This is a genomic window from Mesocryomonas lacus (genome assembly GCF_055730105.2).
In genome coordinates this window covers 409,794-432,739 of sequence record NZ_JBUZWF020000001.1, presented here as the reverse complement: position 1 = coordinate 432,739, position 22,946 = coordinate 409,794, and the positions used below count along the sequence as shown (strand labels likewise).

The window sequence follows — 22,946 nt, the reverse complement described above, 5'->3', positions numbered from 1 at the left end:
AAACCTCGATCTCAGGAGCGGACGGCGGGGGCGGCGGGCAGCAAATAGCCGGTGACCGACCGTTTCGGGTCCAGATACTTGCGGGCGACGGCGTTGACGCTGTCGACGGTGACCGCCTCGATGCGCTGGGGATAGCTGTCGACGTCGGCGATGGTGCGGCCGGTGGAGATCGCCGCGCCGTAGCGGCGGGCGAGCGCCGTCTGGCTGTCGCGCTCGTAGATCACGGCCTTGCGCACGCGGTTCTTGGCGCGCTCGAGCTCTTCCGGTGTGATGCCGTCCTTCAGGATCTTCGCGATCTCCGCGTCGATCGAGCCTTCGACCTTGGCGATATCGGCGGTGCCGCGCGGCGTGCCGTAGACGCCGAACTCGCCTTCCTTCAGCGCCGAGCTGGAATTATAGGCGCCGACGCCGGCGGCAATCGCCTGGTCGACGACGAGCGCACGGTAAAGCCGGCTGGTCGTGCCGCTGCCGAGGACGTCGGCAAGCACGTCGAGCGCTTCGGCCTCGCCCGGTGCCGCCGTGGTGTCGGACGGCACGAGGTAGGAGCGCTGCATGGTCGGCTGGGTGACGCGGGCGTCGCTCAGCGTCACCGTGCGGGCCGCCAGCGGCTCGGGCTCGGTCGGGCGCAAGGCCGCGCGGTCGCCGGGTTCGGCGCGGCGCTTGACCTTGCCGAAGGTCTTTTCGGCCAGCGCACGCACCTCTTCCGTCGTCACGTCGCCGGCGATGATCAGCGTCGCATTGTTCGGTGTGTAGTAGCGGTTGTACCAAGCGATCGCGTCCTCGCGCGAAAGCTTCTCCATCTCGTGCCGCCAGCCGATGACCGGGATGCCATAATGGCTGTTCTGGTAGAGCGTCGCCTGCAGCGCTTCCTGCAACTGGGCAGAGGGGTCGTTGTCGGTGCGCTGGCGGCGCTCCTCGAGGATCACGTTGCGCTCGGGCAGCACCGCCTCGTCGGAGAGGATGAGGTTCTCCATCCGGTCGGCCTCGAAGCCCATCATCTGCTCCAGCGCGGAGGACGGAATCTGCTGGTAATAGGCGGTGTAGTCGTAGCTGGTGAAGGCGTTCTCCTCGCCGCCAATGTCGGAGACGGCGTTGGAGAAGGTGCCCATCGGATGGGTCTTGGTGCCCTTGAACATCAGGTGCTCGAGGAAGTGGGCGATGCCCGAGGTGCCGGCAACCTCGTCGGCCGAGCCCGCCTTGTACCAGACCATCTGGGTGACGACCGGAGCGCGGCGGTCCGGCAGGACGACGACCTGCATGCCGTTTTCCAGCATGAAGCTTTCGTTCTTCGGGCGCTTGGCTTCCGCCTCGGCCATCCGTTCGGCCGGTGTCTGGGCCGGCGCGGGGGCGGCGGCGGTCGTCGCGGCGACCGGCTTGGCGGCGTCCTCGGCGAAGGCTGTGAGCGGCAGGAGACTGATCGAGAGGGCGAGAGCGGACACCCCCGCATGCCTGGCAAAACGATGCATCGTCGGTTCGATCCCTGTGCTTTTTCGTTCTCGTGCGGCAGCTATGGCTGCTCCGCGCTATGGGTGCCAATTAAGTTTTAGTTAGGTCGCCCGTGGCGTGGCCAAAGGCTACCTGGCGGCTGAGGGATCGGGCGGTCTCCGGCGGATAGCGAACCGCCCGGCCGATGCTCACGCCGCGGCGAAGCGCAGGAACCGCAGGATCGTGTCGCCGGTCGGGCGGCTGTCGTCGAGGACGAAGCCTGCCGGCAGCTGAAAGCGGGCGCTCGCGGCCTCCTCCAGCACGCAGATCGCGCCCGGCTGTAGCCAGCCTTCGTCGCGGGCCGAGGCCAGCGCCTTTTCACCCAGACCCTTGCCGTAGGGCGGATCGGCGAAGAGGAGGTTGAACGGCTCCAGCGCGCCCGCCGGGCCGAGGCTCGTCGCATCGCGGCGGAACACCCGGGTGATGCCGGTCAGGCCGAAAGCCTCGATATTGCTGCGCAGGAGGCCACGGCCCTCGACGCCCTCCTCGACGAACAGGCAGTAGCGCGCGCCGCGCGAGAGCGCCTCGATGCCGAGCGCCCCGGTGCCGGAGAAGAGGTCGAGGACGCGCGCGCCCTCCAGCGGTCGGCTCTTCTGATGCTGCAGGATGTTGAACAGCGTCTCGCGCACCCGGTCCGTGGTCGGGCGGATGGCGTCGGTCTTCGGCGCGGCCAGCGGCCGGCCGCGGAAGGAGCCGCCCACGATGCGCATGGCCTAGCTCCGCGGTCCGCGCTTCGGCCCGCCCGGGCCCTTGCTGTTGCCGCCGCCGGGGCCGCCCCGTGGCGCCCCGCGCGGAGCATCACCGCCCCGTGGTCCATCACCGCGGGAGGGTCCGCGGGCAGGGCCATCACTGCGTGGGGTCCGGGGGGCGTCGCTGCGGTCGCCCCGCGGGGCCGAACTGCGAGCGTTGCCGGGCGTCTTGTTGCGGTCGCCGAAACGCGAAGGGGCACCGCTGCGGGCAGGACGCTCGCCGCTTTCCTCGCGCGGCTTGCCATAGCTCGGGCGTTCGCCGGCCGGGCGGGCCGATGGCCGTTCGCCAAGGCCGGGGCGACTGCCGGCCGGCCGGGCGGGCCGATCGCCGGCAGGACGTTGGGGACGATCGCCGGTTGGCTTGTCGGCGCCGAAGCTCGGCCGGGGACGGTCGCGGCCCTTGGCGCGCTCCTCGCGGGCGGCGAGCTTCTTCTCGCCGACCGGCCGGGCGCCAGGTGCGGTCCAGACATTGGCATGGCGGCGCGGACCCATCGGCGTCTTCATCGCCGTGTCGCCGCCGGTCCGCTCCTCGCGGTCGCTGCCACCGCGCGGACGGTCGTCGCGCGAACGGTCCGAGCGTTCCGGCCGGTCGCCGGTGCGCGGACGATCGTTGCGGTCCTCGCGGGGCCGTTCCGGCCGGTCGCTCTTGCTGCGGTCGTCGCGGGCGCCCGGCCGCGGCGGCTTGGTGTCGAGACGGCCGAGCGCGTCGGTGCGCTTGGCGTCGCCGAACTTGCGCCGGTTCGGGCGTTCGGTGGTGGCCGAGACCCACTCGCTCTTGACCTTCGGCACTTCTGCCTTCTCGGCCTGCACCACGGCATTGGTGAAGGTGGTGATGATCGGCGCGTCGAAATCGGCGCCGGCCTCCTCGATCAGCCGGTCGCCGAGCTGGTCGCGCAGCATGCGGCCGTTGATCTCGCGCACCGAGCCTTCCGGCATGTCGGCAAGCTGGAACGGGCCGAAGGAGATGCGGATCAGCCGGTTCACGTCGAGGCCGAGATGGCCGAGGATGCGCTTGACCTCGCGGTTCTTGCCTTCGCGCAGGCCGAGCGTCAGCCAGACATTGGCGCCCTTCTCGGAATCCAGCGTCGCCTCGACGGCGCCGTAGAACACGCCGTCGATGGCGACGCCCTGGCGCAGTTCGTCGAGCTGGGCCTGCGTCACCGTGCCGTGCGCGCGGACGCGGTAGCGGCGGAGCCAGCCGGTCGCCGGCAGCTCGAGGATGCGGGCAAGGCCGCCGTCATTGGTGAGGAGCAGCAGGCCCTCGGTGGTGATGTCCAGCCGCCCGACCGACAGCACGCGCGGCAAGTCCTCCGGCAGACGGTCGAACACGGTCGGCCGGCCTTCCGGGTCGCGGTTGGTGGTCACGAGGCCGGAGGGCTTGTGGTAGAGCCAGAGCCGGGTGCGCTCGATCGGCGCCAGCGGCTGGTTGTCGATTTCGATCTTGTCGCGGCCGGTGACGGTGACCGCCGGAGTGTCGAGGATCTTGCCGTTCAGCTTGACGCGGCCGTCGGCGATCATGCCCTCGGCGTCGCGGCGCGAGGCGACGCCGGCGCGGGCAAGGCGCTTGGCGATGCGCATCGAGCCGGCCGGCTCGTCCGACGTCGAAGCCGTCCGGGACGGGGCGCGGGCATCGTCGCGGGGCTTGCGGTCGGGCTTGTCGCCGCGCGCCTCGCGCTTGTCGCCGCGGGCACCGGCGGGCGCTGCTCCCGGCATCTCGGTGTCGAAGCTCTTGGGGTAGACCTTGCGGGCCGGCGCGTCGCCGAGCGGGCGCGGCTTGAACACGCGCTTCTCGCCGGCGGGCTTGTCCCCGCGCGTTCCACCTTTTTTAGCGTCGTCGCCGTCGTGTCTGTCGGTCATGATCTTTGCCTTTTGCTCGCCGGTGCTTATCAGGTCGGGCCGGGCGCGGCGAGAGGCTGCGCGAGGGGAAGGCCATGGGCCGCGAGAATTACATGGATTTGGCGCTGGAGGAGGCCCGCGCCGCCGCCGCGCGGGGCGAGGTGCCGGTCGGCGCCGTTCTGGTGTCGGGGGAGGCCGTCATCGCCCGCGACGGCAACCGCACGCGCGAACGGAACGACCCGACGGCGCATGCCGAAATGCTGGTGATCCGCTCGGCCGCCGAAGCGCTCGGGCAGGAGCGCCTCTCCGGCTGCGATCTCTACGTGACGCTGGAGCCTTGCGCGATGTGCGCCGGGGCGATTTCGTTCGCGCGGATCCGGCGGCTCTACTTCGCCGCAAACGATCCGAAAGGCGGCGGCGTCGAGCACGGCGGCCGCTTCTTCGCGCAGCCGACGTGCCACCATGCACCGGAAGTCTATGCCGGCATCGCCGAAAGCGAGGCGGCCGTCATCCTGCGCGACTTCTTCCAGGCCCGCCGGGACTGATCCGCCCGAAAGCCGCGATCGATCCCCGGGCGGGTAGGGCTGCCTAGAACGGCAGGATGCCGCGCAAGGTCTCGCCGAAACCCTTCTTCATGTTCAGCTTGGCTTCCTTCACCTTCTCGTCGACGCCGGGATCGCCGACGGGGGCGCTGGCGGCGGGCTGGCGATAGGCGACCGGCGGTTCGCTGAGATACTTGCGCTGGGTCGGGCTGCCTTGCTTGCTCTCCTGCAAGCGCTTCTTGAACGCCTCGCGGCCGGAGTTCAGCTCGTCTGGACTCAGCGTCGTGCGGCCACGCTCGCTGCTCAGGCGGTCGGTGCCATAGGTGTTGGCGGCGATCTGCTCCTCAGTGATGCCTTCCTTCCGGGAAACCATGACGTCGGCGCTCACCGCACCGCCGGTGTCGCGGGCGTCGGCCGCGGCCTTGATCCGGGCGCTGCGCACTTCCGGCGATTCGGGCCAGTTCGGATCGTTCTCGGCGCTCACGCCGTCGCGTGGTGGCGGCAGGATCGACGTATCCTTCGGCTTCACCAGCTCGGCACGCGGATTGTAGGAGATCGGCTCCTTGTTCGAGGAGCCGAGCGTCAGCATGCCGTCGAGATCGGAGACCATCTGCGCGCCGGCCGACTTGCCCGTTCCGTAGGTCGGTCCCATGCAGCCGGCGAGGCCGAGGGCCGCAAGGCTGACGGCGATCGTGCTGGCGGCGCGAATCTCTCGAAGCTTCATCGTCGTGTCGGCCCCCTTGCCGAATTCCCCGCGACCGAGATCCCCGGATCGCGCCCAGCCATGCTCATTGAATTCTGTCGATTGTCGGGCGAGTTCTACGGCAAGCGCAAGGCTGAGGCAAGAAAGCGGCCGGTGGCGCGGCGGGAACCGCAGATTTGTTCCGGATGTCCCCGCCAATCTTTCGCATGTCCCCGCTTTGCCGCCTCAGACTGCCAGCCGGCCGAGCGCCTTCAGTTCGCGCAGCGCCGCTGCATCGCGGGCCGATACCTCCGGAAACTCGGCATCGTCGCCGACGTCCCGGGTGATCTTCCACGAGCGGGCGCATTTCTGCCCCTCGGCAAGGCCCGGCACCACCGCGACCCCCGGCGTGTCGGCGAGCGCGAAGGCGCCGGTAGGCGCCGGGAACGCGGCGATCACAATGCCGCTGGTGATCGCGATCTCGGCAAAGTCCAGCTCTTCGGCGAGCGCCCGCAGGCCCGCATCCTCGATGTGGACGGTGGGCGCTGCCTCGAGCGAGGAGCCGATGCGCTTGGCGCGGCGCTCTTCCTCCAGCGCGCCGGTGACGACCCGGCGCAGCCGCTTGACCCTCTGCCAGCGCGCCGCCAGCGCCTCGTCGAGCCAGGCGGGATCGACGGTGCGGAACTGTTCGAGATGCACCGAGCGGCTCTCCGGATGGCGGGACAGCCAGGCCTCCTCCATGGTGAAGGGCAGCATCGGGGCGAGCCAGGTGACGAGGTGGTCGAAGAGTTCGCGCACCACCTGGATCGCCGCATGCCGGCGCGGCGAGGACGGCGCGTCGCAGTAGAGCGCATCCTTGCGGATGTCGAAGTAGAAGGCCGACAGCTCCACCGTCATGAAGTCGACGAGCGCACGACTGACGCGCTTGAAGTCGAAGTCGTCGTAACCCTTGCGCACCACGCGGTCGAGCTCGGCGAGCCGGTGCAGCATCAGCCGCTCCAGCTCCGGCATGTCCGCCAGCGCCACCGTCTCGCCGGTGTCGTGCGCGAGGGTGCCGAGCATCCAGCGCATGGTGTTGCGGAGCTTGCGGTAGGCATCAATGTTGGTCTGCAGGATCGTCTTGCCGAGCCGCAGATCCTCCGAATAGTCGGACGAGACCACCCAGAGCCGGAGAATGTCGGCGCCGGACTGCTTGATCACCTCCTGCGGGGTGACGACGTTGCCGAGCGACTTCGACATCTTGCGGCCCTCCTCGTCCATGACGAAGCCGTGCGTCAGCACCGCGTCATAGGGCGCCCGGCCGCGGGTGCCGCAGGATTCCAGCAAGGACGAGTGGAACCAGCCGCGGTGCTGGTCGGAGCCTTCGAGATAGAGGTCGGCGGGCCATTTGAGGTCCGGCCGCTTCTCCAGGCAGAAGGCGTGGGTCGAGCCCGAATCGAACCAGACGTCGAGGATGTCGGTGACCATCTTCCACTGGGTGCCGTCGTGCTCGTTGCCGAGGAAGCGCTCCTTGGCGCCCTCGGCAAACCAGGCATCCGCCCCTTCGGCGGCGAAAGCGGCAAGGATCCGCTCGTTGACCGCCTTGTCCTTCAGGATCGCGCCGTCCTCGTCGACGAAGACGGCGATCGGCACGCCCCAGGCGCGCTGGCGGGACAGAACCCAGTCCGGCCGACCCTCGATCATGCCGCGCAGCCGGTTCTGGCCCGAAGCCGGCACGAAGCGCGTCTCCTCGATCGCCTTCAGAGCGCGGCCGCGCAGCGTGTCGGTCTCGGCGAGCTGGCCTTCGCGCAGGCCGTAGCCTTGCAGCTCCTTGTCCATCGACACGAACCACTGCGGCGTGTTGCGGAAGATCACCGGCTTCTTGGAGCGCCAGGAATGCGGATAGGAATGCTTCAGCCGGCCACGCGCCAGAAGCCGTCCTTCGGCGATCAGCGCGGCGATGATGCGGGCATTGGCGTCGCCCTTCTTGCCCTTGTCGTCGATGACCCGGGCCGGGCCCTCCGGCGCGTCGGGCCCAAAACCCGGCACATCTTTGGTGTAGAAGCCGTCATCGTCGACGGTGAACGGGATGGCGGTGTCGATGCCGCGCTGCTCCAGCAGCTTGCGTCTCGACGTCCAGACGTCGAAATCCTCGCGGCCATGGCTCGGCGCGGTGTGCACGAAACCGGTGCCCGCCTCGTCGGTGACGTGGTCGCCTTCGAGCAGCGGAACGGGGAAGGTGTAGCCGAGGGCCTCCAGCGGATGGATGAGCATCATACCAGCGAGGTCGGCGGCCGAGACGTCGGCGAGGCGCGTGAACCCGCCCTCCGGCACGCGTGCCTTGGCGAAGACGTCGGCGGCGAGAGCGTCGGCCAGGATCAGCTTCTCGCCAAAATTCGCCCAGCGCGGCGCCTCGGCGTCATCCGGCGCGGTCACCTCGTAGAGGCCGTAGGCGACGCGGTCGGAATAGGCGACGGCGCGGTTGCCGGGCATGGTCCAGGGCGTGGTCGTCCAGATCACGACGGACGCCCCCAAGAGATTTGTGGGCGCCAACAGAGCGCTCTTTGCTTCTTCGCGAAAACCAGTCGGCCTGCCAACGACGACATTTCCCGCGATCCCATCGCGAACCGGGAACTTCACCCAGACCGTGTCGCTCTCGTAGTCCTCGTACTCGATCTCGGCTTCGGCCAAAGCCGTCTTCTCGACGACCGACCACATGATCGGCTTCGAACCGCGGTAGAGCTGGCCGGAGGTGGCGAACTTCAAGAGCTCGCCGGCGATCACCGACTCGGCCTCGAAATTCATGGTGAGGTACGGGTCGGCGAAGTCGCCCTCGACGCCGAGGCGGCGGAACTCGGCCGACTGCACGCCGACCCAGTGCGCCGCGAACTCGCGGCATTCCTGGCGGAACTCGTTGACCGGGACCTCGTCCTTGTTCTTGCCCTTGGCGCGGTAGGCCTCCTCGATCTTCCACTCGATCGGCAGGCCGTGGCAGTCCCAGCCCGGCACGTAATTGGCGTCGAAACCGCGCATCTGGAACGAGCGGGTGATGACGTCCTTCAGGATCTTGTTCAGCGCATGGCCGATGTGGAGGTTGCCGTTGGCATAGGGCGGGCCGTCGTGCAGCACGTATTTCGGTCGGCCGGCGGCATCCTCGCGCAGCGCCTTGTAGAGGTTCTCTGAATCCCAGCGGGCGATCCATTCCGGCTCGCGCTGCGGCAGGCCCGCGCGCATCGGAAACTCGGTCTCGGGCAGGAACAGCGTCTTGGAATAGTCGGTGGTGGCGGTGTCGCTCATGTCGGTCTTTTCGGTTCGCGGGCCGGAAGGCGGCGCATCGCGTCAAGGGGAGAGCGTCGCGGCTGAAGGGCCTGCGGCGGGCAATCGCGTCCCGGTCCCCAGAGCGCTCAGAGCGCGCGCGGGGCCGGGCGGATAATTCGCAGGAGCGGGAGCCGGATCATGCCGCCTCTCTAGCAATACGCGCCGCGCGTATAAAGCGGAATCACGAGGGCGCCGTCGGCCGGCAAGGTGATGGGCGATGCATGCCAACCTCAACGGTCGTCATCCTCGGGGCGCTTGCCCTGGGGACCCATGCCGAGACAGGGACACTGCCACTCGGCACCGAACCTGCGCCCCATCGCGGCGGCATGGGTCCCCGCGCTTTGCGCGAGGATGACGATCGGTGAGGTTGGAGCCGCTACTCCGCTGCAACCTCGCGACGATTGTCGACGACCCGACGACCGTACGCGCCGCATGGGACACTGCCTGCGTAACGGCGGCTGCGTCGCAGCCCTCCTCAGAACGCGATGGCGGCGTCGAACGGCGAGAGTGGCGTGGCGGCGGCGAGGAGACGGCGGGCCTCGGCGGAGTCGCGGTCCATCTGTGCCACCAGCGCCTCGACCGAGTCGAACTTCTCCTCGCCGCGCAGGAAGGCGAAGAGCGAGACCTCGGCGGTCTCGCCGTAGAGATCGCCGGAGAAGTCGAACAGGAACGTCTCGAACAGCGCCGCGCCGTTGTCGAAGGTCGGGCGGCGGCCATAGCTCGCGACGCCGTCGTAGAGCGTGCCGTCTTCCCGCCGGAAGCGGACGGCGTAGATGCCGTGGGCGAGGATATCGTCCCTTTCGAACGCCATGTTGGCGGTGGGATAGCCGAGCGTGCGGCCGATCTTGGCGCCGCCGGTCACTTCGGCCTCGATCGTCCAGCGGTAGCCGAGCAGCGCTGCCGCGGCATCGACGTGGCCGTGCGACAGCGCGGTGCGGATGCGGCTGGAGGAGACGACGTCGCCCGCCGCGTCGTTCAGTGCCTCGACCACGGTGACGCCGAAACCGTGCATGGCGCCGGCGCCGGCGAGGAAGGCGGGGGTGCCTAGCCGCTTGGCGCCGAACTGGAAGTCGAAGCCGACGACGACGTGCTTTGCCGCGAGGGCTCCGACGAGGACCTCCTGCACGAAGGCCTCCGCCGAGAGTGCGGCGACGGTCCAGTCGAAGGGGTGCTCCACCACGGCATCGAAGCCGAGCGCGCCGAGAAGGCGCGCCTTCATCGGCGCCGGCGTCAGCCGCGGCACCGGATGATCCGGCTGAAAGAGGCTGCGCGGGTGCGGCTCGAAGGTCAGGCAGACCAGCGGCACGTGCCGCCGCGCGGCCTCGTCGCGGGCGGCCGCCAGCACCGACTGGTGGCCGCGGTGGACGCCGTCGAAATTGCCGATCGCCACGACGCCGTGGCGCAGCATCTCCGGCAGGTCGGCGGGATCGTGAAGCCGTTGGATCATCCGAGCGCGTACATGAAATAGCGGGCCGAGAGGTTCTGCTCGGCCAAAGCCGTCGCCAGCGCCTCGGGCGCGACGCCGGCGCCCCCGAGCTCCTCGCCGTGGATCCCGCCGACCACCAGCAGCGCGTCGGCCCCGTAGCCGACGGCGCCGCGAATGTCGGTGTTCAGCCCGTCGCCGATGCATAGGACGCGGCGGGGATCGGTGACGCCGGCCGCCTCGGCGGCCACCGCATAGATCGCGGCATAGGGCTTGCCGGCCATCCGGACCTCGCCGCCGAGCGCTGCATAGTCGCGGGCGAGCGCCCCGGCGCACCAGATCAGCCGGTCGCCGCGGTGGACGACGATGTCGGGATTGGCGCAGATCATCGGCAGCTTGCGCCCGTTCAGCCGGGCGAGAAGGTCGGCATAGTCCGCCGGCGTCTCCGCCTCGTCGTTAAACAGGCCGGTGGCGATCACCGCCTGTGCTTCCTCTTCCGCCACCAGTTCGATCGGCAAGCCGACGAACAGGTCGCGGTCGCGGGCGGGGCCGAGGTGGAAGAGTTTCGTGCCGGCGGCGGCGATCAGGACGCGGGTCACGTCGCCGGAGGTGACGATCCGGTCATAGGCCTCGCGTGTCACGCCGAGCGTGTCGAGCTGGGCGGCGACGCCCTCTTTCGGCCGTGGCGAGTTGGTGAGGAGGATCACTTTTCGCCCCGTCCGCCTTGCGGCAAACAGTGCTGCCTCGGCGCCCGGGGACTTCTTCTCGCCGTCGTGCACCACGCCCCACACGTCGCAGAAGAGGGCGTCATAGCCGGATGCGACCGCATTGAGCCCGGTGATAGCCTGGAGTTCCATGTCGATCCTGCTTGCCTGCCACGCTGCTGCCGTGGCGATAAGCAGGACGGCGTCTCCGGTCAAGCTGGCCGCGCTGTCGCAGCGTGAGGGTTGTCGTCGCCACGCCTTGCAATCGCCTCAGCGGAACAGGGCGCTGCCGATGCCGTTAACCATGGCGTCGGACGTCGTCGGCACCCTCTGGACAGGGCTGCTGGCCATCGCCAACTAGGGTGCTTCAAGCTTTCGCTTTTGGGCATCCATGATTGCCCGGCTCCGCGTTTTCGCACTGCGAACCAGAGCCCGTTTCCATCACGTGGACTTGACAAACGGCTCCCACAGGCCCTATCTCCGGCTCGCTAGCACTCTCCCTTGGTGAGTGCCAACATTCTCGAAGCGGATGCCTTTCGGGCTTCGCTTCCCCCAGCTGAAGGTCCAACGATCATGGCAACTGTCAACTTCCGTCCCCTCCACGACCGCGTCGTCGTTCGCCGCGTCGAGTCCGAGACCAAGACGGCCGGCGGGATCATCATCCCGGACACGGCCAAGGAGAAGCCGCAGGAAGGCGAGATCATCGCCGTCGGCGCCGGCGCGCGCGACGAGCAGGGCAAGATCCAGCCGCTGGACGTCAAGGCCGGCGACCGCATCCTGTTCGGCAAGTGGTCGGGCACCGAGGTCAAGCTCAACGGCGAAGACCTGCTGATCATGAAAGAGTCCGACATCATGGGCGTCGTCGGCTGATCGCCGCTCGACCCTGATCTGATCGACATCCTTTTCAACACGGTGCCGCCCGCTCTCGGGTCCACCGCTGGAGACCATCACAATGGCTGCCAAAGAAGTTAAATTCGGCCGTGACGCCCGCGAACGCATGCTGCGCGGCGTCGACATCCTCGCGGATGCCGTCAAGGTAACGCTCGGCCCCAAGGGCCGGAACGTCGTCATCGACAAGTCCTTCGGCGCCCCGCGCATCACCAAGGACGGCGTCTCCGTCGCCAAGGAGATCGAGCTCGAGGACAAGTTCGAGAACATGGGCGCGCAGATGCTGCGCGAAGTCGCCTCGAAGACCAACGACAAGGCCGGTGACGGCACCACCACCGCGACCGTTCTCGCCCAGGCCATCGTTCGCGAAGGCGGCAAGGCCGTTGCTGCCGGCATGAACCCGATGGACGTCAAGCGCGGCATCGACATGGCCGTCGCCAAGGTCGTCGAGGCCCTGCAGGCTTCCGCCCGCAAGATCGAGACCTCGGACGAAGTCGCCCAGGTCGGCACCATCTCCGCCAATGGCGAGAAGGAAATCGGCGCGATGATCGCGTCGGCGATGCAGAAGGTCGGCAACGAGGGTGTCATCACCGTCGAGGAAGCCAAGACCGCCGAGACCGAGCTCGAAGTCGTCGAAGGCATGCAGTTCGACCGCGGCTACCTCTCGCCGTACTTCGTGACCAACCCTGAGAAGATGGTCGCCGAGCTCGAGGACCCCTACATCCTCCTGCACGAGAAGAAGCTCTCGAACCTCCAGGCCATGCTCCCCGTTCTCGAGCAGGTCGTCCAGTCGGGCAAGCCGCTCCTGATCATCTCGGAAGACGTCGAAGGCGAGGCTCTTGCCACGCTCGTCGTCAACAAGCTCCGTGGTGGCCTGAAGATCGCCGCCGTCAAGGCGCCGGGCTTCGGTGATCGCCGCAAGGCCATGCTGGAAGACATCGCGACCCTCACAGGTGGCCAGGTCATCTCCGAGGACATCGGCATCAAGCTTGAGACCGTCACCCTCGACATGCTCGGCCGCGCCAAGAAGGTCTCCATCACCAAGGAGAACACCACGATCGTCGACGGCGCCGGCGCCAGCGAAGAGATCCAGGCCCGCGTCGCGCAGATCAAGCAGCAGATCGAGGAGACCACCTCGGACTACGACCGCGAGAAGCTGCAGGAGCGTCTGGCCAAGCTCGCCGGTGGCGTCGCGGTCATCCGCGTCGGCGGCGCGACGGAAGTCGAAGTCAAGGAAAAGAAGGACCGCGTCGACGACGCCCTCAACGCGACCCGTGCGGCCGTCGAAGAAGGCATCGTGGCCGGTGGCGGCGTCGCCCTCCTGCGCGCTTCCAACGCGCTGACCATCCAGGGCAACAACCAGGACCAGGAAGCCGGCATCACCATCGTGCGCCGCGCCCTCCAGGCTCCGCTTCGCCAGATCGTCACCAATGCCGGTGAAGAAGGCTCCATCGTCGTTGGGAAAATCCTCGACAACTCGTCGGTCACCTTCGGCTACAACGCCGCGACCGGCGAATACGGCGACATGATCCAGATGGGCATCGTCGACCCGGTCAAGGTCGTTCGCTCGGCTCTGCAGGACGCGGCTTCGGTCGCCGGTCTGCTCGTCACCACCGAGGCCATGATTTCGGAAGCCCCGAAGCGTGACGGCGGCAATGGCGGCGGCGGCATGCCAGGTGGCATGGGCGGCATGGGCGGCGGCATGGGCGGTATGGACTTCTAAGAAGTCTCGGCTTCTCTAGAAGACCTGACGGTCATCTACCTCAGAGGGCTCGCCAGCGATGGCGGGCCCTTTCTACGTCCGGCGGCCGCTCTCGGGGGACAAGGTTGACTTGTCGCCCCGTTGGATGGTTCACCGGGAAAACGAATTGGCGAAGGCCCGACCGATGATGAACCGTATGGAAAGCGCCGGCGAGGCCAAAATCCGCTACCTCGACGGCGACTTCGAGATCCTGAAGCCCGGCGCCTATGTGCGCTGCGCCGTCACGTCCGAGGCAATCCCGCTCGACATGCTGCGCTATTGGAGCGTCGCCCGGCAGGAGGCCTATGCCTCGCCGGCTGCCTCGCTGAAGCGCGAGATCGAGGCGAACCCGGTGCTCGCCAAGAGAGCTGCCGCAGCCCGCTAAGCCGCGAATGCGCCGCTCGCCGGGGCCGACGCCTTATCCAGGCGATCAGCCAGCCTGGCGCCGTGCGAAGGCGTCCAGCGCCGCGCCGACGAGTTGTCCTGGCGCGGCGTCGTCGGTGAACATCAGCCGGATGTCCAGGATTTCGATACGTTCAAGCAAGGCACGGGCTTCGGCCCCGCCCCCAGCAAGGCGCGCCGCGTCCTTGCGCGTGGTGACGAGCGTCAGACCACCGCGAACGGCCGCTGCATTGAGTGCCACCAGCTCGGCGGCGGTGAAATCGTGGTGGTCGGGGAAGTCGCGGGTCTCGGCGACGATCGCCCCGAGGTTTTCGAGGCTTCGGTAGAACTTGCCGGGATCGGCAATGCCGGCAAACGCAAGGAACCGGCCTCCAGCAAGGCGCTCCGGCGCCTCCGGCAGCAGCGTGGCTCGAAACACCGGCTTGCCGGACGGGGCGAGACGCAGCAGCGCCGCCGCGCCGGCCAGCCCGTCGCCGATGACGAGGAGGGCATCGGCATGGCGCAGCTGCACGCCGAGCGGCGCGCGCAGCGGCCCTGCGGGGATCACCCGTCCATTGCCGAGGCCGCGGCCGGCATCGATCACCAGCAGCGCGAGATCCGTGCGCAGCCGGGCCGACTGGAACCCGTCGTCCATCAGGATGAGATCGCAGCCCGTCTCCCGCAGAAGTCGGGCCCCTTGCTTGCGGTCGACGGCGATGGCGGTGGGGGCAAGGCCCGCGAGCAGCATCGGCTCGTCGCCGACATCGGCCGCCGTGTGCCGGGAGGGATCCACCAGCAGCGGCCCACCCAGCCGCCCGCCGTGTCCACGCGACAGGAAGCCCGGCCGCCGTCCCGCCGCGAGCGCCGCGGCCCCGAGCGCCAAGGCCGTCGGCGTCTTTCCGCCGCCGCCGGCGGTGAAGTTGCCGATGCAGAGGACGGGAAGCCCGGTCTCGGCGCGTTCGCCCCGATCAAGCGTCCGGCCGGCAACGGCGCCGTAGACGGCGGCAACGGGGGAGAGCAGGCGGGCGGCCAGCGAGGACGGGCGCCACCAGAAGCCCGGCGCCGCGCCGCGCCTCACTGCATCACCGCGGCTGACCCGACCGGTCGAGGCTGATCGCGACCTTCAGCGGGTGGAGGAAGGGCTCCAGCGCCTGCATCGTGCGGCCGAGCGCGCCGCGCATCTCGCCGACGGTACCAGCCGCCGCTTCCGCCATGCGCAGCCGAAGGTCCGGCTCGGCCAGGAGTTGCGCCACCATCGCGCCGAGTGCCGCCTCGTCCTGCACCAGCCGCGCGCCGCCGTTTTTCAGGAGGCGCTGGTAGGTCTCGCGGAAATTCTGGACGTAGCGGCCCGACAGGATGGCGGTGCCGAGCATCGCGGCCTCCAGCGGGTTCTGCCCGCCCTGGCCGGCGAGCGAACGCCCGACGAAGGCGATGTCGGTGAGGCGGAGGTAGAGCCCCATCTCGCCCATGCTGTCGCCGAGGAAGATGTCGGTATCGTATTCCGGCAGCTGGCCGGTCGAGCGGCGCACCACCCGCAGGCCTTTTGCCGTGAACGCCTTCTCCAGCGCGTCGGCGCGCTCGACATGGCGCGGCACGATGATGGTGAGGAGTTCCGGATGCTGCGGCTTGAGGCCGAGATGCACCTCGGCAGCCATCGCCTCCTCGCCCTCGTGCGTCGAGACGGCCGCCCAGACCGGCCGCTGACCGAGGGCACGCTGCAGCGGCGCCAGCGCTTCCGGGTCGACCGGCGGCGGGCTGGTGTCGGCTTTCAGATTGCCGGCGACGCTGACCGCCCGGGCGCCGAGAAGGTGATAGCGCTCACCGTCGATATCGGACTGGGCGATGACGTGCGACAGGTTCTCGAGCAAGGCCTCGGCGATCGACGGCGCCGATTTCCAGCGCTTGAACGAGCGGTCGGACAGACGGGCGTTGACGAGGATCTGCGGGATCCGGCGGCGGCCGAGTTCCAGCATGGTCATCGGCCAGATCTCGCTCTCGGCGACGATCGCAAGGTCCGGTCGCCAATGGTCGAGGAAGCGCGATACCGAGGGGCGCAGGTCGAGCGGCACATACTGATGCACGACGGAATCGCCGAGCCGCTCGCGCACCATGGCGGCCGAGGTGACCGTGCCAGTGGTCATGACGATCTTGATGTTCTCGGCGGCGATCTCGCGCACCAGCGGCATCACCGCATTGCTTTCGCCGACGCTTGCCGCATGCACCCAGATCAGCGGCCCGTCGCCCGGGCGCTCGGCACCGGGATAGCCGTAGCGCTCGCGCGCGCGGCCCGGCTCTTCCTTGCCGCGCGTTGTGCGCCAGCCGACATAGGAGCCGAGCAGCGGATAGGCCACGGCGCCGGCGACACGGTAGGCGGTCAGCGCGGTGCGCGCCCAGCCCTGGCTCATCGCGCTGCTCCCGCCACCATCGCCATCGCCTTCGTATTCGCCGCCTCGATCGCCGCTGTGACCGCCACGCGCTTTTCCTCCATCAGCGCCGCATCGGCGTCGGCGGGCACGAAGATCGGATCGCCCAGCACCACCGCCAGCTGACCGAAGGGGAGGGGGATGGCCGTCTTGTCCCAGGAGCGCGCGATGATCCGGCGACGGCTGGTGACGGCGGCCGACGGAATGATCGGCCGGCCCGACAGCCGCGCAAGGGTGACGATGCCAAGGCCCGCCTGGCGCGGCGTGCCCTTCGGCACGTCGGCGATCATACAGACGCCGTTGCCCTCCGACAGAAGCCGCCGCAGCACGATCAGCGCCCGTGCGCCGCCCTTGCGCGAGACGGCATTGCGCACCCGCCCGCCGGAGCCGCGCACCGTCGCGATGCCGAAGCGCTCGACCACGGCGGCATTGATCTCGGCGTCGGCATTGCGCGACAGCAGCGCGACATAGGGCAGCGTCACCGGCCGGAAGAACGGCGCCAGCAGATGCTGGCCGTGCCAGAGCGCGACGATGGCGGGATGTTCGCGGGTCAGCACCGCCGTGAAGTCGCTGGAGCCGGCGACCGGCTTCTGCGACCAGTGGACGAAGCGCAGCGCGTCGTGCAGCAGCCGGCCTGCCGCCGCGGTGACCTGCGGCTGGCGCAACAGGCGGCGGCCGATCCGCTTGATGCGCTGCTGCAGGCCCTGACGCTTGCGTTTCGGCGTCCGGTCGGCCTCGCCGACGCGGCCCATCTCATCGCTCATCGCCATCACTGCGGTCTTATGGGGGACGCTCAAACGCCTTCCGGGTCCAGGAGGCGGTGCATGTGCACGATGAAGTAGCGCATGGCGGCGTTGTCGACGGTTGCTTGCGCCTTGGCGCGCCAGGCGCTCAAGGCCGAGCCATAGTCGGGAAAGATGCCGACGATATCAAGGCCGGCGGGATTCTTGAAGTCGACGCCTTCGAGCGTCTTCAGCTCTCCGCCGAAGACCAGATGAAGGCGCTGCTTGGATTCCTGCTCGGCAACCATGGCAATATTCCTCGTCCCAGTTCTGTCAGTTCGGATTAGGCCGCCGAAGCGGTCGCGGCAAGGCCGATCAGCGTCGGCAGGGCATGCGCCGCGGCGGCGATCAGCACGTCGTGCCGTCGGCCCTCCACCGTGTAGTGGGCCAGCGCCCCGCCGAGATCGACGAGAGAACCGCCAGCCCGCTCGAGGATCAGGTCGCCGGCGGCGACGTCCCAGTCGTTGGCGTGCGGGCGGATCAGCGTGCCGTCGAGCCGCCCGCAGGCGACGAGCGCCAGACGGTAGGCGAGCGACGGCGCATTGCGTGCATAGGCGATGCGGTTCTCGCCGTCTGCCCCAAGCGCGCGGCGCATCGGATCGGGCATCGAGACCTTCAGCCGGACGTTCGGCTCCGGCTGCGAAACGCTGAGCGGCGCGCCGTTCAGCAAGGCGGTGCCCCCCGCCGCCGCCGAAAACACCTCGCCGGTCGCCGGCACGTCAATGACGCCGGCAATCGGTCGGCCCGCCTCGATCACCGCCACCGAGATGCACCAGGTGTCCTCACCGCGGATGAAGGAGCGCGTGCCGTCGATCGGATCGATGACGAAGAAGCGCCGCGGCGCCTCGACGACAGCCTCGACCGCCAGCAGCGGGTCCGTCTCCTCCGACAGCCAGCCATAATCCGGCCGGGCCCCAAGGAGCGTTTCCTTGAGGTAGCGATCGACGGCGAAATCGGCCTCGCTCACCGGCGAGTTTCCCTCCTTCCACCAGACCTGCGGGTCCTGCCGGAAGTAGCCGAGCGCGATCCGCCCGGCCTCGCGTGCCGCGGTCTCGAGGAGGGCAAGGTCCTGTTCGGGGCTGGCGAGCGCCATCAGCTCCCCGCGACGGTCAGCGCGCCGAGGCCGAGCGTCGGGGCGACGAGGGAGTAGCGTAGGTCGAGATCGTCGGCGGCGACGAGTTGCTTCAGCATGTCGCTAAGATTCCCGGCGATGGTGACTTCCGAAACCGGAAAGGTCAGCGCGCCATTCTCGATCATGAAGCCTGAAATGCCGCGGCTGTAGTCGCCGGTCACCATGTTGACGCCCTGGCCGATCAGCTCGGTGACGTATATCCCGTTGCCGACGTCGCGGATGAGCTCCTCCGGCGACATGGCACCCGGCGTCACCACCACATTGGTCGAGGATGGCGAGATGCCGCCGGACGAGCGCGAGCCGCGGCCGTTGGTGGCAAGGCCGAGCTCGCGGCCGGTGGCGCTGTCGAGCAGCCAGCTCTTCAAAACGCCGTTCTCGACCAGCGTCAGCGGTGCGCCGCGCACGCCCTCGCCATCGAAGGCGCGCGAACCCGGACGCCGGGTGAGCAGCGGCTCGTCGGTGATCGACATCGAGGCCGGCAGGATCGCCTCGCCCATTCGGTCCTTCAGGAAGCTCGTCTTGCGGGCGATGGCGGCGCCGTTGATCGCGCCGATGACATGGCCGATCAGGCCGCGGGCGACGCGCGGATCGAAGACGATCTGGTACTTGCCGGTCGGTACCATGCGAGGGCCATGCCGGCGCACCGCGCGTTCGCCCGCCCGGCGACCGATCTCGGCGCAGTCCTCGAGATCGGCCCAGTGGATTCGCGAGTCGAAATCGTAGTCCCGCTGCATCTTGACGCCTTCGCCAGCGATGACGCTGACCGAGCGCGAGAAGCCCGAACGCATGCGCCAGCCGGAAAAGCCCGACGAGGTCACCAGCACCAGGCCGCTGATGCCGATCGACGCGCCCGCGCCGCCCGAATTGGTGACGCCGGCAACCGCCCGCGCCGCGTCCTCCAGCGCCATCGCCTCCTCAACCAGCGTCTCGCTGGAGATGTGCGTGTCGTCATAGAGGTCGAGGTCCATCTCGTCCCTCGCCAGCAGGGCGGGGTCGGCAAGCCCGGCATAGGGATCCTCCGGCGAGACCTTCGCCATCGCGACCGCCCGCTCGACCAGCGGGCCGATGTCGGCGCGGATATCGGCGGAGACGGTGGCGACGCGCTGGCCGACGAAGACCCGGAGCGAGACGTCCTCGCTTTCGGCCGATTCGGTGTCCTCCACCTTGCCGAGCCGCACCGAGGCGCCGCGCGAGCGCGAGCGCACCACGGCAGCGTCGGCTGCATCGGCGCCGGACCTCAACGCATGGTCGATCAACCGCCCCGCCGCGTCGAGGAGCCGCTGCGTCTCGTGATCCATGGGCTTGCCTGCTGGTTTCTGCATCTGGAACATTTATGGTGCGGCGCGCCGGAAGCCAAGCGGCGGCGGCGGCTTTTCGTCCCGCCCCGTGCGGCCAACCGGCGCTCCTTCGCCTCGAAACGAGATGGTCCGTCCCGTGGAAGCCCCGACGTCGATATTTCTGGAAGCCGTCCTCCTCCTCGGCGGCGGCATCCTCGCCGGCACGATCTTCAAGCGCGTTGGTCTTGGAACAGTGCTTGGCTACCTCTTCGCCGGCATTGTCATGGGCCCCATGCTGCGGCTGATCGACGGCGACGGCGAGGAGATCCTGCATGTCGGCGAGCTCGGCGTGGTGTTCCTTCTCTTCATCATCGGCCTCGAGCTGAAGGCGAGCCGGCTCTGGGCGTTGCGCCGCCAGATCTTCGGCCTGGGCCTCTCCCAGGTCGTCGTCACCGGCGGGCTTCTGATGGTCGTCGCCGTCCTCCTCGGCATCGACTGGCGCGCTGCCTTCGTCATCGGTTTCGGTCTTGCTCTGTCCTCCACCGCTTTCGGCCTGCAGGTGCTGGAGGAGGCGGGGGAAACCAACACGCGGCACGGACAGGCAGCCTTCTCGGTGCTGCTGTTCCAGGACCTCGCGGTCGTGCCGCTCCTGGCGCTGCTGCCCTTCCTCGCGCCCTCGACCGGGGAGGCGGCGCATTTCGACCTCGCGCGCTTTGCGCTGTCGATCGGTGCCATCGTCGCGCTGCTCGCGGCCGGGCGTTACCTCCTCAATCCGCTGTTCTCGTTCATGGCGCGCTCGGGCGCGCGCGAGGTGATGATCGGGGCGGCGCTGTTCGTGGTGCTGGGATCGGCGCTGCTGATGCAGGCGGCTGGCTTCTCGATGGCGATGGGGGCCTTCATGGCGGGCGTCATGCTGGCGGAATCCTCCTACCGGCACGAGCTCGAGGCCGATATCGAGCCGTTCCGCGGCATCCTGCTCGGCCTGTTCTTCATCGGCGTCGGGCTGTCGCTCGATCTCGGGGTGATCCTCCGGCACTGGCCGGCGATCCTCCTCGTCACGCCCGCGCTGCTCTTGGCGAAATCGGCGGTGCTCTATGCCGCCTCGCGCTTTTTCGGCGAGACGCAGGATACCGCGACGCGGGTCGCCGCCCTCCTGCCGCAAGGCGGCGAGTTCGCCTTCGTGCTGTTCGCCGCCGCGGCTTCCGCCGCGATCTTCCCGCCGGAAACCTCGTCGCTGCTGGTCGCCATCGTCACGCTCTCGATGGCGCTGACGCCGCTGACGGTCTGGCTCGGCGGCCGGCTGTCGCCCGAGGCAGAGGCCGAGCAACTCGATGAGGATTTCGAAGGCGCCGGCTCCTCGGTCCTGATGATCGGCTTCTCGCGCTTTGCGCAGATCACCGCGCAGGTGCTTCTCACAAACGGCACCGACGTCACCATCATCGATTCCTCGGCCGAACGGATCCGCAATGCCGCCCGCTTCGGCTTCCGGATCTACTTTGGCTCGGGCCTTCGCCGCGACGTGCTGGAAGCCGCGGGCATCCGCAAGGCCAAGATCGTCGCCGTCTGCACCAACCATCAGGAAATCACCGACCAGATCGTCGATCTCATCCGGTCGGAGTTTCCGAACGTCCGGCTCTACGTGCGCTCTTACGACCGCAACCATTCGCTGTCGCTGCTGTCGCGCGGCGTCGAGTACGAGCTGCGCGAGACGCTGGAATCGGCGCTGGTGTTCGGCGGTGAGACGCTGCAGGGGCTCGGCGTTAACGACGAGGTGGCGGAGGCGATCGTCGACGACGTCCGCCGCCGAGACACCGAGCGCCTGAAGCTGCAGCAGGCGGAGGGCATCTATGCCGGCGACACCGCCGCCCCCGGCCGCAAGGCGACGCCGGAACCGCTGGTGCCGCCGAAGCTCAAAGCCCCGACGGGCGAGAACAAACCGGCCGTCCGCCGCCGACCGCGTTTTACGGCCCGCCTGCGCAATCGTCAGGCGACCGAAGATAAATAGCTTGCGGCAGGCATCGCTTTTCGCGGGTGCCGGTCGAACTGGCAGCTAGCCTTTGTCGAGCTCGGTCTCGCTCTTCAGTGCCTTGCCGCCGTCCTCCTGTTTGACGAGGTAGGCTGGCTTGTCCTCGTCGGCGTTGCGGGTGACCTTCTTGCCCTTAATCGTCTTCGTCACCTTGTCGGTGAAGGCCTCGACGACCTCGCCTTCCGCCTCGCCCTTGCCCCAGGACCAGGTGACGTCGTCGCCCTTCTTGAATTCGGTCATGTCGTCTCTCCCTTGGCTGTCGTGCCTAGCTCATGTGCTGGTTCGTGCGGCCTCAATGCACGGTGGGCAAGAGCCGTTCCGTCTGGCCTCGACGCGTGCGCACCTGTCGCATCCAGACCTCGGGAACCCCCGCCGGAAGGCTGCCGTTGACGCTTCGGACACTGCCTGACGGACGCCATGAACAAGCATCTCTTCCGCCACGCCGAACGGATCGGCCTCCAGATCGTCGACCCGCAGGATTTCGGCATCGAACGCCTGCACCACGAGGACGGCCCGCGGATCTGCTTTGCCGCCGGTGACGAGGTGGCCGATCCCACGTTGCGGGCGCGCATCAATGCGCTGGTGATCCCGCCGGCCTGGCAGGACGTGAAGATTTGCATCGAGGCGAACGGCCACATCCAGGCAATCGGCCGGGACGAGAAGGGGCGCCTCCAGTACCGCTACCACGACGACTGGGTGAACGTGCGCAACGCGGTGAAGACCGAGCGGCTGCTGCGCTTCGGCAAGGCACTGCCCAAATTGCGCCGGCGGATCGACAAGGACATCCGCCGCAAGGATTTCGGCGAGGCGGCCACTGCCGCGACCGCGGCACGGCTGATCGATCTCGCCGCGATGCGTCCGGGGCACGAGAAATACGCCGCCGGTGGCGGTCGCGGCGTCGCCTCGCTGCGCAAGCAGAACCTGCGCATGACGCCGAAAACCGCGGTGCTGAATTTCATCGGCAAGTCGAACAAGCCGCACCGCATCGACATCGCAGACAGGCCGGTGCTCCGATCGCTGGCACGGTTGCGCAAGCTCAAGGGTCCGCGGCTTTTTGCCTTCCGCAATGGCGGGCTGAAGCCGAAGCTGCTGACTGCAACGCTGCTCAATGGCTATCTGCGCGAGGCGGCAGAAGCGCGCGTCTCCGCCAAGGATTTTCGCACCTTCCACGGCTCGGCGGAGGCGCTGCGGTTTCTGATTGAAGAGGCCGGCGTGGAGCAGACCAGCGACACCAAGCGCAAGCGGGCGGTGGCCGCGGCCATGAAGGCGGCGAGCGAACTTCTGCGCAACACGCCGACAGTCGCCCGCGCCTCTTACGTCCACCCCGAGATCGTCAGCGCCTATGAGGAGGAACGGCTCGACCCCGACCTTCTGAAGGGTCGTTCGCGCCAAGGCCTGACCCGGGTCGAGACTGGCCTGATGCGGTTCCTCGAGGAAGTCGCGACCCGGCCGTAAGCTGACGTGAAGAGGTCGGGGTGAAATGAGTGGCGCTACGTCCGCTCTGGCGCAGATCATCTGAGGCATACGAAAAAGGGCGACCCGAGGGCCGCCCTTTTCCGTTGGACAGTATCCGAGGCG

At 68.5% G+C, this 22,946-nt stretch carries 21 protein-coding genes; 7 read left to right on the top strand and 14 right to left on the bottom strand.

What is annotated here, in order from left to right; translation table 11 throughout:
• Positions 1–11 precede the first annotated feature (11 nt).
• The 3 genes from ACZLZQ_RS01860 to ACZLZQ_RS01850 all read right to left on the bottom strand — a co-directional run bounded on the left by ACZLZQ_RS01860 (position 12) and on the right by ACZLZQ_RS01850 (position 4,091).
• Complete coding sequence (locus ACZLZQ_RS01860) at positions 12–1,466, bottom strand: M16 family metallopeptidase (protein ID WP_472947867.1); 1,455 nt, start codon at positions 1,464–1,466, stop codon at positions 12–14.
• A 168-nt stretch (positions 1,467–1,634) separates the two neighbouring features.
• Positions 1,635–2,195 (bottom strand): 16S rRNA (guanine(966)-N(2))-methyltransferase RsmD, encoded by a 561-nt coding sequence (gene rsmD / locus ACZLZQ_RS01855; protein WP_472947866.1) that lies wholly within the window; start codon positions 2,193–2,195, stop codon positions 1,635–1,637.
• Between the two features lie 3 nt (positions 2,196–2,198).
• Positions 2,199–4,091, bottom strand: a complete 1,893-nt coding sequence (locus tag ACZLZQ_RS01850; RefSeq protein WP_472947865.1) for a pseudouridine synthase — start codon at positions 4,089–4,091, stop codon at positions 2,199–2,201.
• Positions 4,092–4,165: 74 nt separating this feature from the next.
• Between ACZLZQ_RS01850 and ACZLZQ_RS01845 the strand changes: the two genes are divergently transcribed.
• Positions 4,166–4,615, top strand: a complete 450-nt coding sequence (locus tag ACZLZQ_RS01845; protein ID WP_472947864.1) for a nucleoside deaminase — start codon at positions 4,166–4,168, stop codon at positions 4,613–4,615.
• Between the two features lie 43 nt (positions 4,616–4,658).
• Here the strand turns inward: ACZLZQ_RS01845 and ACZLZQ_RS01840 are convergent, their stop codons facing one another.
• From ACZLZQ_RS01840 to ACZLZQ_RS01825, 4 genes are all read right to left on the bottom strand, one after another.
• Positions 4,659–5,336, bottom strand: coding sequence for a hypothetical protein (locus ACZLZQ_RS01840; RefSeq protein ID WP_472947863.1), 678 nt, complete (start codon positions 5,334–5,336; stop codon positions 4,659–4,661).
• Positions 5,337–5,540: 204 nt separating this feature from the next.
• Positions 5,541–8,570: an isoleucine--tRNA ligase gene (ileS, locus tag ACZLZQ_RS01835; protein WP_472947862.1), complete on the bottom strand. Its 3,030-nt coding sequence runs from the start codon at positions 8,568–8,570 to the stop codon at positions 5,541–5,543.
• A gap of 496 nt (positions 8,571–9,066) precedes the next feature.
• A complete protein-coding gene (locus ACZLZQ_RS01830) occupies positions 9,067–10,038 on the bottom strand; it encodes a bifunctional riboflavin kinase/FAD synthetase (RefSeq protein WP_472947861.1) in 972 nt (323 codons plus the stop codon).
• On the bottom strand, positions 10,035–10,871 hold the full coding sequence (locus ACZLZQ_RS01825; protein ID WP_472947860.1) for a TIGR01459 family HAD-type hydrolase: 837 nt from the start codon (positions 10,869–10,871) through the stop codon (positions 10,035–10,037). Before ACZLZQ_RS01825 ends, ACZLZQ_RS01830 begins: the two co-directional genes overlap by 4 nt.
• Here ACZLZQ_RS01825 and ACZLZQ_RS01820 point away from each other — a divergent pair.
• From ACZLZQ_RS01820 to ACZLZQ_RS01805, 4 genes are all read left to right on the top strand, one after another.
• The gene (locus ACZLZQ_RS01820; protein WP_472947859.1) at positions 10,870–11,079 is read left to right on the top strand and encodes a hypothetical protein; all 210 of its coding nucleotides are present in this window, start codon (positions 10,870–10,872) and stop codon (positions 11,077–11,079) included. The two genes, ACZLZQ_RS01825 and ACZLZQ_RS01820, sit on opposite strands and share 2 nt — an antisense overlap.
• A 212-nt stretch (positions 11,080–11,291) precedes the next feature.
• Positions 11,292–11,588 carry a co-chaperone GroES gene (groES, locus tag ACZLZQ_RS01815; RefSeq protein ID WP_188849147.1) on the top strand — a complete coding sequence of 99 codons (297 nt, stop codon included), beginning with the start codon at positions 11,292–11,294 and terminating at the stop codon, positions 11,586–11,588.
• Between the two features lie 82 nt (positions 11,589–11,670).
• Complete coding sequence (gene groL, locus ACZLZQ_RS01810) at positions 11,671–13,329, top strand: chaperonin GroEL (protein WP_472932255.1); 1,659 nt, start codon at positions 11,671–11,673, stop codon at positions 13,327–13,329.
• A 163-nt stretch (positions 13,330–13,492) separates the two neighbouring features.
• Positions 13,493–13,732 (top strand): DUF2093 domain-containing protein, encoded by a 240-nt coding sequence (locus ACZLZQ_RS01805; RefSeq protein ID WP_472932407.1) that lies wholly within the window; start codon positions 13,493–13,495, stop codon positions 13,730–13,732.
• A gap of 45 nt (positions 13,733–13,777) precedes the next feature.
• On the opposite strand, the gene lpxK is transcribed toward ACZLZQ_RS01805, so the two are convergent.
• Genes lpxK through ACZLZQ_RS01775 form a run of 6 tightly spaced genes read right to left on the bottom strand, consistent with a single transcriptional unit; the run spans position 13,778 to position 19,363 of the window.
• Positions 13,778–14,806 (bottom strand): tetraacyldisaccharide 4'-kinase, encoded by a 1,029-nt coding sequence (gene lpxK, locus ACZLZQ_RS01800; protein ID WP_472947858.1) that lies wholly within the window; start codon positions 14,804–14,806, stop codon positions 13,778–13,780.
• 4 nt (positions 14,807–14,810) lie between these two features.
• Positions 14,811–16,133 carry a lipid IV(A) 3-deoxy-D-manno-octulosonic acid transferase gene (gene waaA / locus ACZLZQ_RS01795; RefSeq protein WP_472947856.1) on the bottom strand — a complete coding sequence of 441 codons (1,323 nt, stop codon included), beginning with the start codon at positions 16,131–16,133 and terminating at the stop codon, positions 14,811–14,813.
• A complete protein-coding gene (locus ACZLZQ_RS01790) occupies positions 16,130–16,948 on the bottom strand; it encodes a lysophospholipid acyltransferase family protein (RefSeq protein ID WP_472947854.1) in 819 nt (272 codons plus the stop codon). Before ACZLZQ_RS01790 ends, waaA begins: the two co-directional genes overlap by 4 nt.
• Positions 16,945–17,181 carry a DUF4170 domain-containing protein gene (locus ACZLZQ_RS01785; RefSeq protein ID WP_472932259.1) on the bottom strand — a complete coding sequence of 79 codons (237 nt, stop codon included), beginning with the start codon at positions 17,179–17,181 and terminating at the stop codon, positions 16,945–16,947. Before ACZLZQ_RS01785 ends, ACZLZQ_RS01790 begins: the two co-directional genes overlap by 4 nt.
• Positions 17,182–17,216: 35 nt before the next feature.
• Entirely contained in the window at positions 17,217–18,026 is an 810-nt protein-coding gene (locus ACZLZQ_RS01780; protein ID WP_472947853.1) for a 3'(2'),5'-bisphosphate nucleotidase CysQ, read from the bottom strand.
• A complete protein-coding gene (locus tag ACZLZQ_RS01775; RefSeq protein WP_472947851.1) occupies positions 18,026–19,363 on the bottom strand; it encodes a TldD/PmbA family protein in 1,338 nt (445 codons plus the stop codon). Before ACZLZQ_RS01775 ends, ACZLZQ_RS01780 begins: the two co-directional genes overlap by 1 nt.
• Positions 19,364–19,487: 124 nt before the next feature.
• Here ACZLZQ_RS01775 and ACZLZQ_RS01770 point away from each other — a divergent pair, with 124 nt between their 5' ends.
• The gene (locus ACZLZQ_RS01770; protein ID WP_472947850.1) at positions 19,488–21,347 is read left to right on the top strand and encodes a monovalent cation:proton antiporter-2 (CPA2) family protein; all 1,860 of its coding nucleotides are present in this window, start codon (positions 19,488–19,490) and stop codon (positions 21,345–21,347) included.
• 45 nt (positions 21,348–21,392) lie between these two features.
• Here ACZLZQ_RS01770 and ACZLZQ_RS01765 read toward each other — a convergent pair whose 3' ends face one another.
• Positions 21,393–21,608 carry a hypervirulence associated TUDOR domain-containing protein gene (locus ACZLZQ_RS01765; RefSeq protein WP_472947849.1) on the bottom strand — a complete coding sequence of 72 codons (216 nt, stop codon included), beginning with the start codon at positions 21,606–21,608 and terminating at the stop codon, positions 21,393–21,395.
• 177 nt (positions 21,609–21,785) lie between these two features.
• Between ACZLZQ_RS01765 and ACZLZQ_RS01760 the strand changes: the two genes are divergently transcribed.
• Positions 21,786–22,823: a DNA topoisomerase IB gene (locus ACZLZQ_RS01760; protein WP_472947848.1), complete on the top strand. Its 1,038-nt coding sequence runs from the start codon at positions 21,786–21,788 to the stop codon at positions 22,821–22,823.
• The last annotated feature ends 123 nt before the right edge of the window (positions 22,824–22,946 follow it).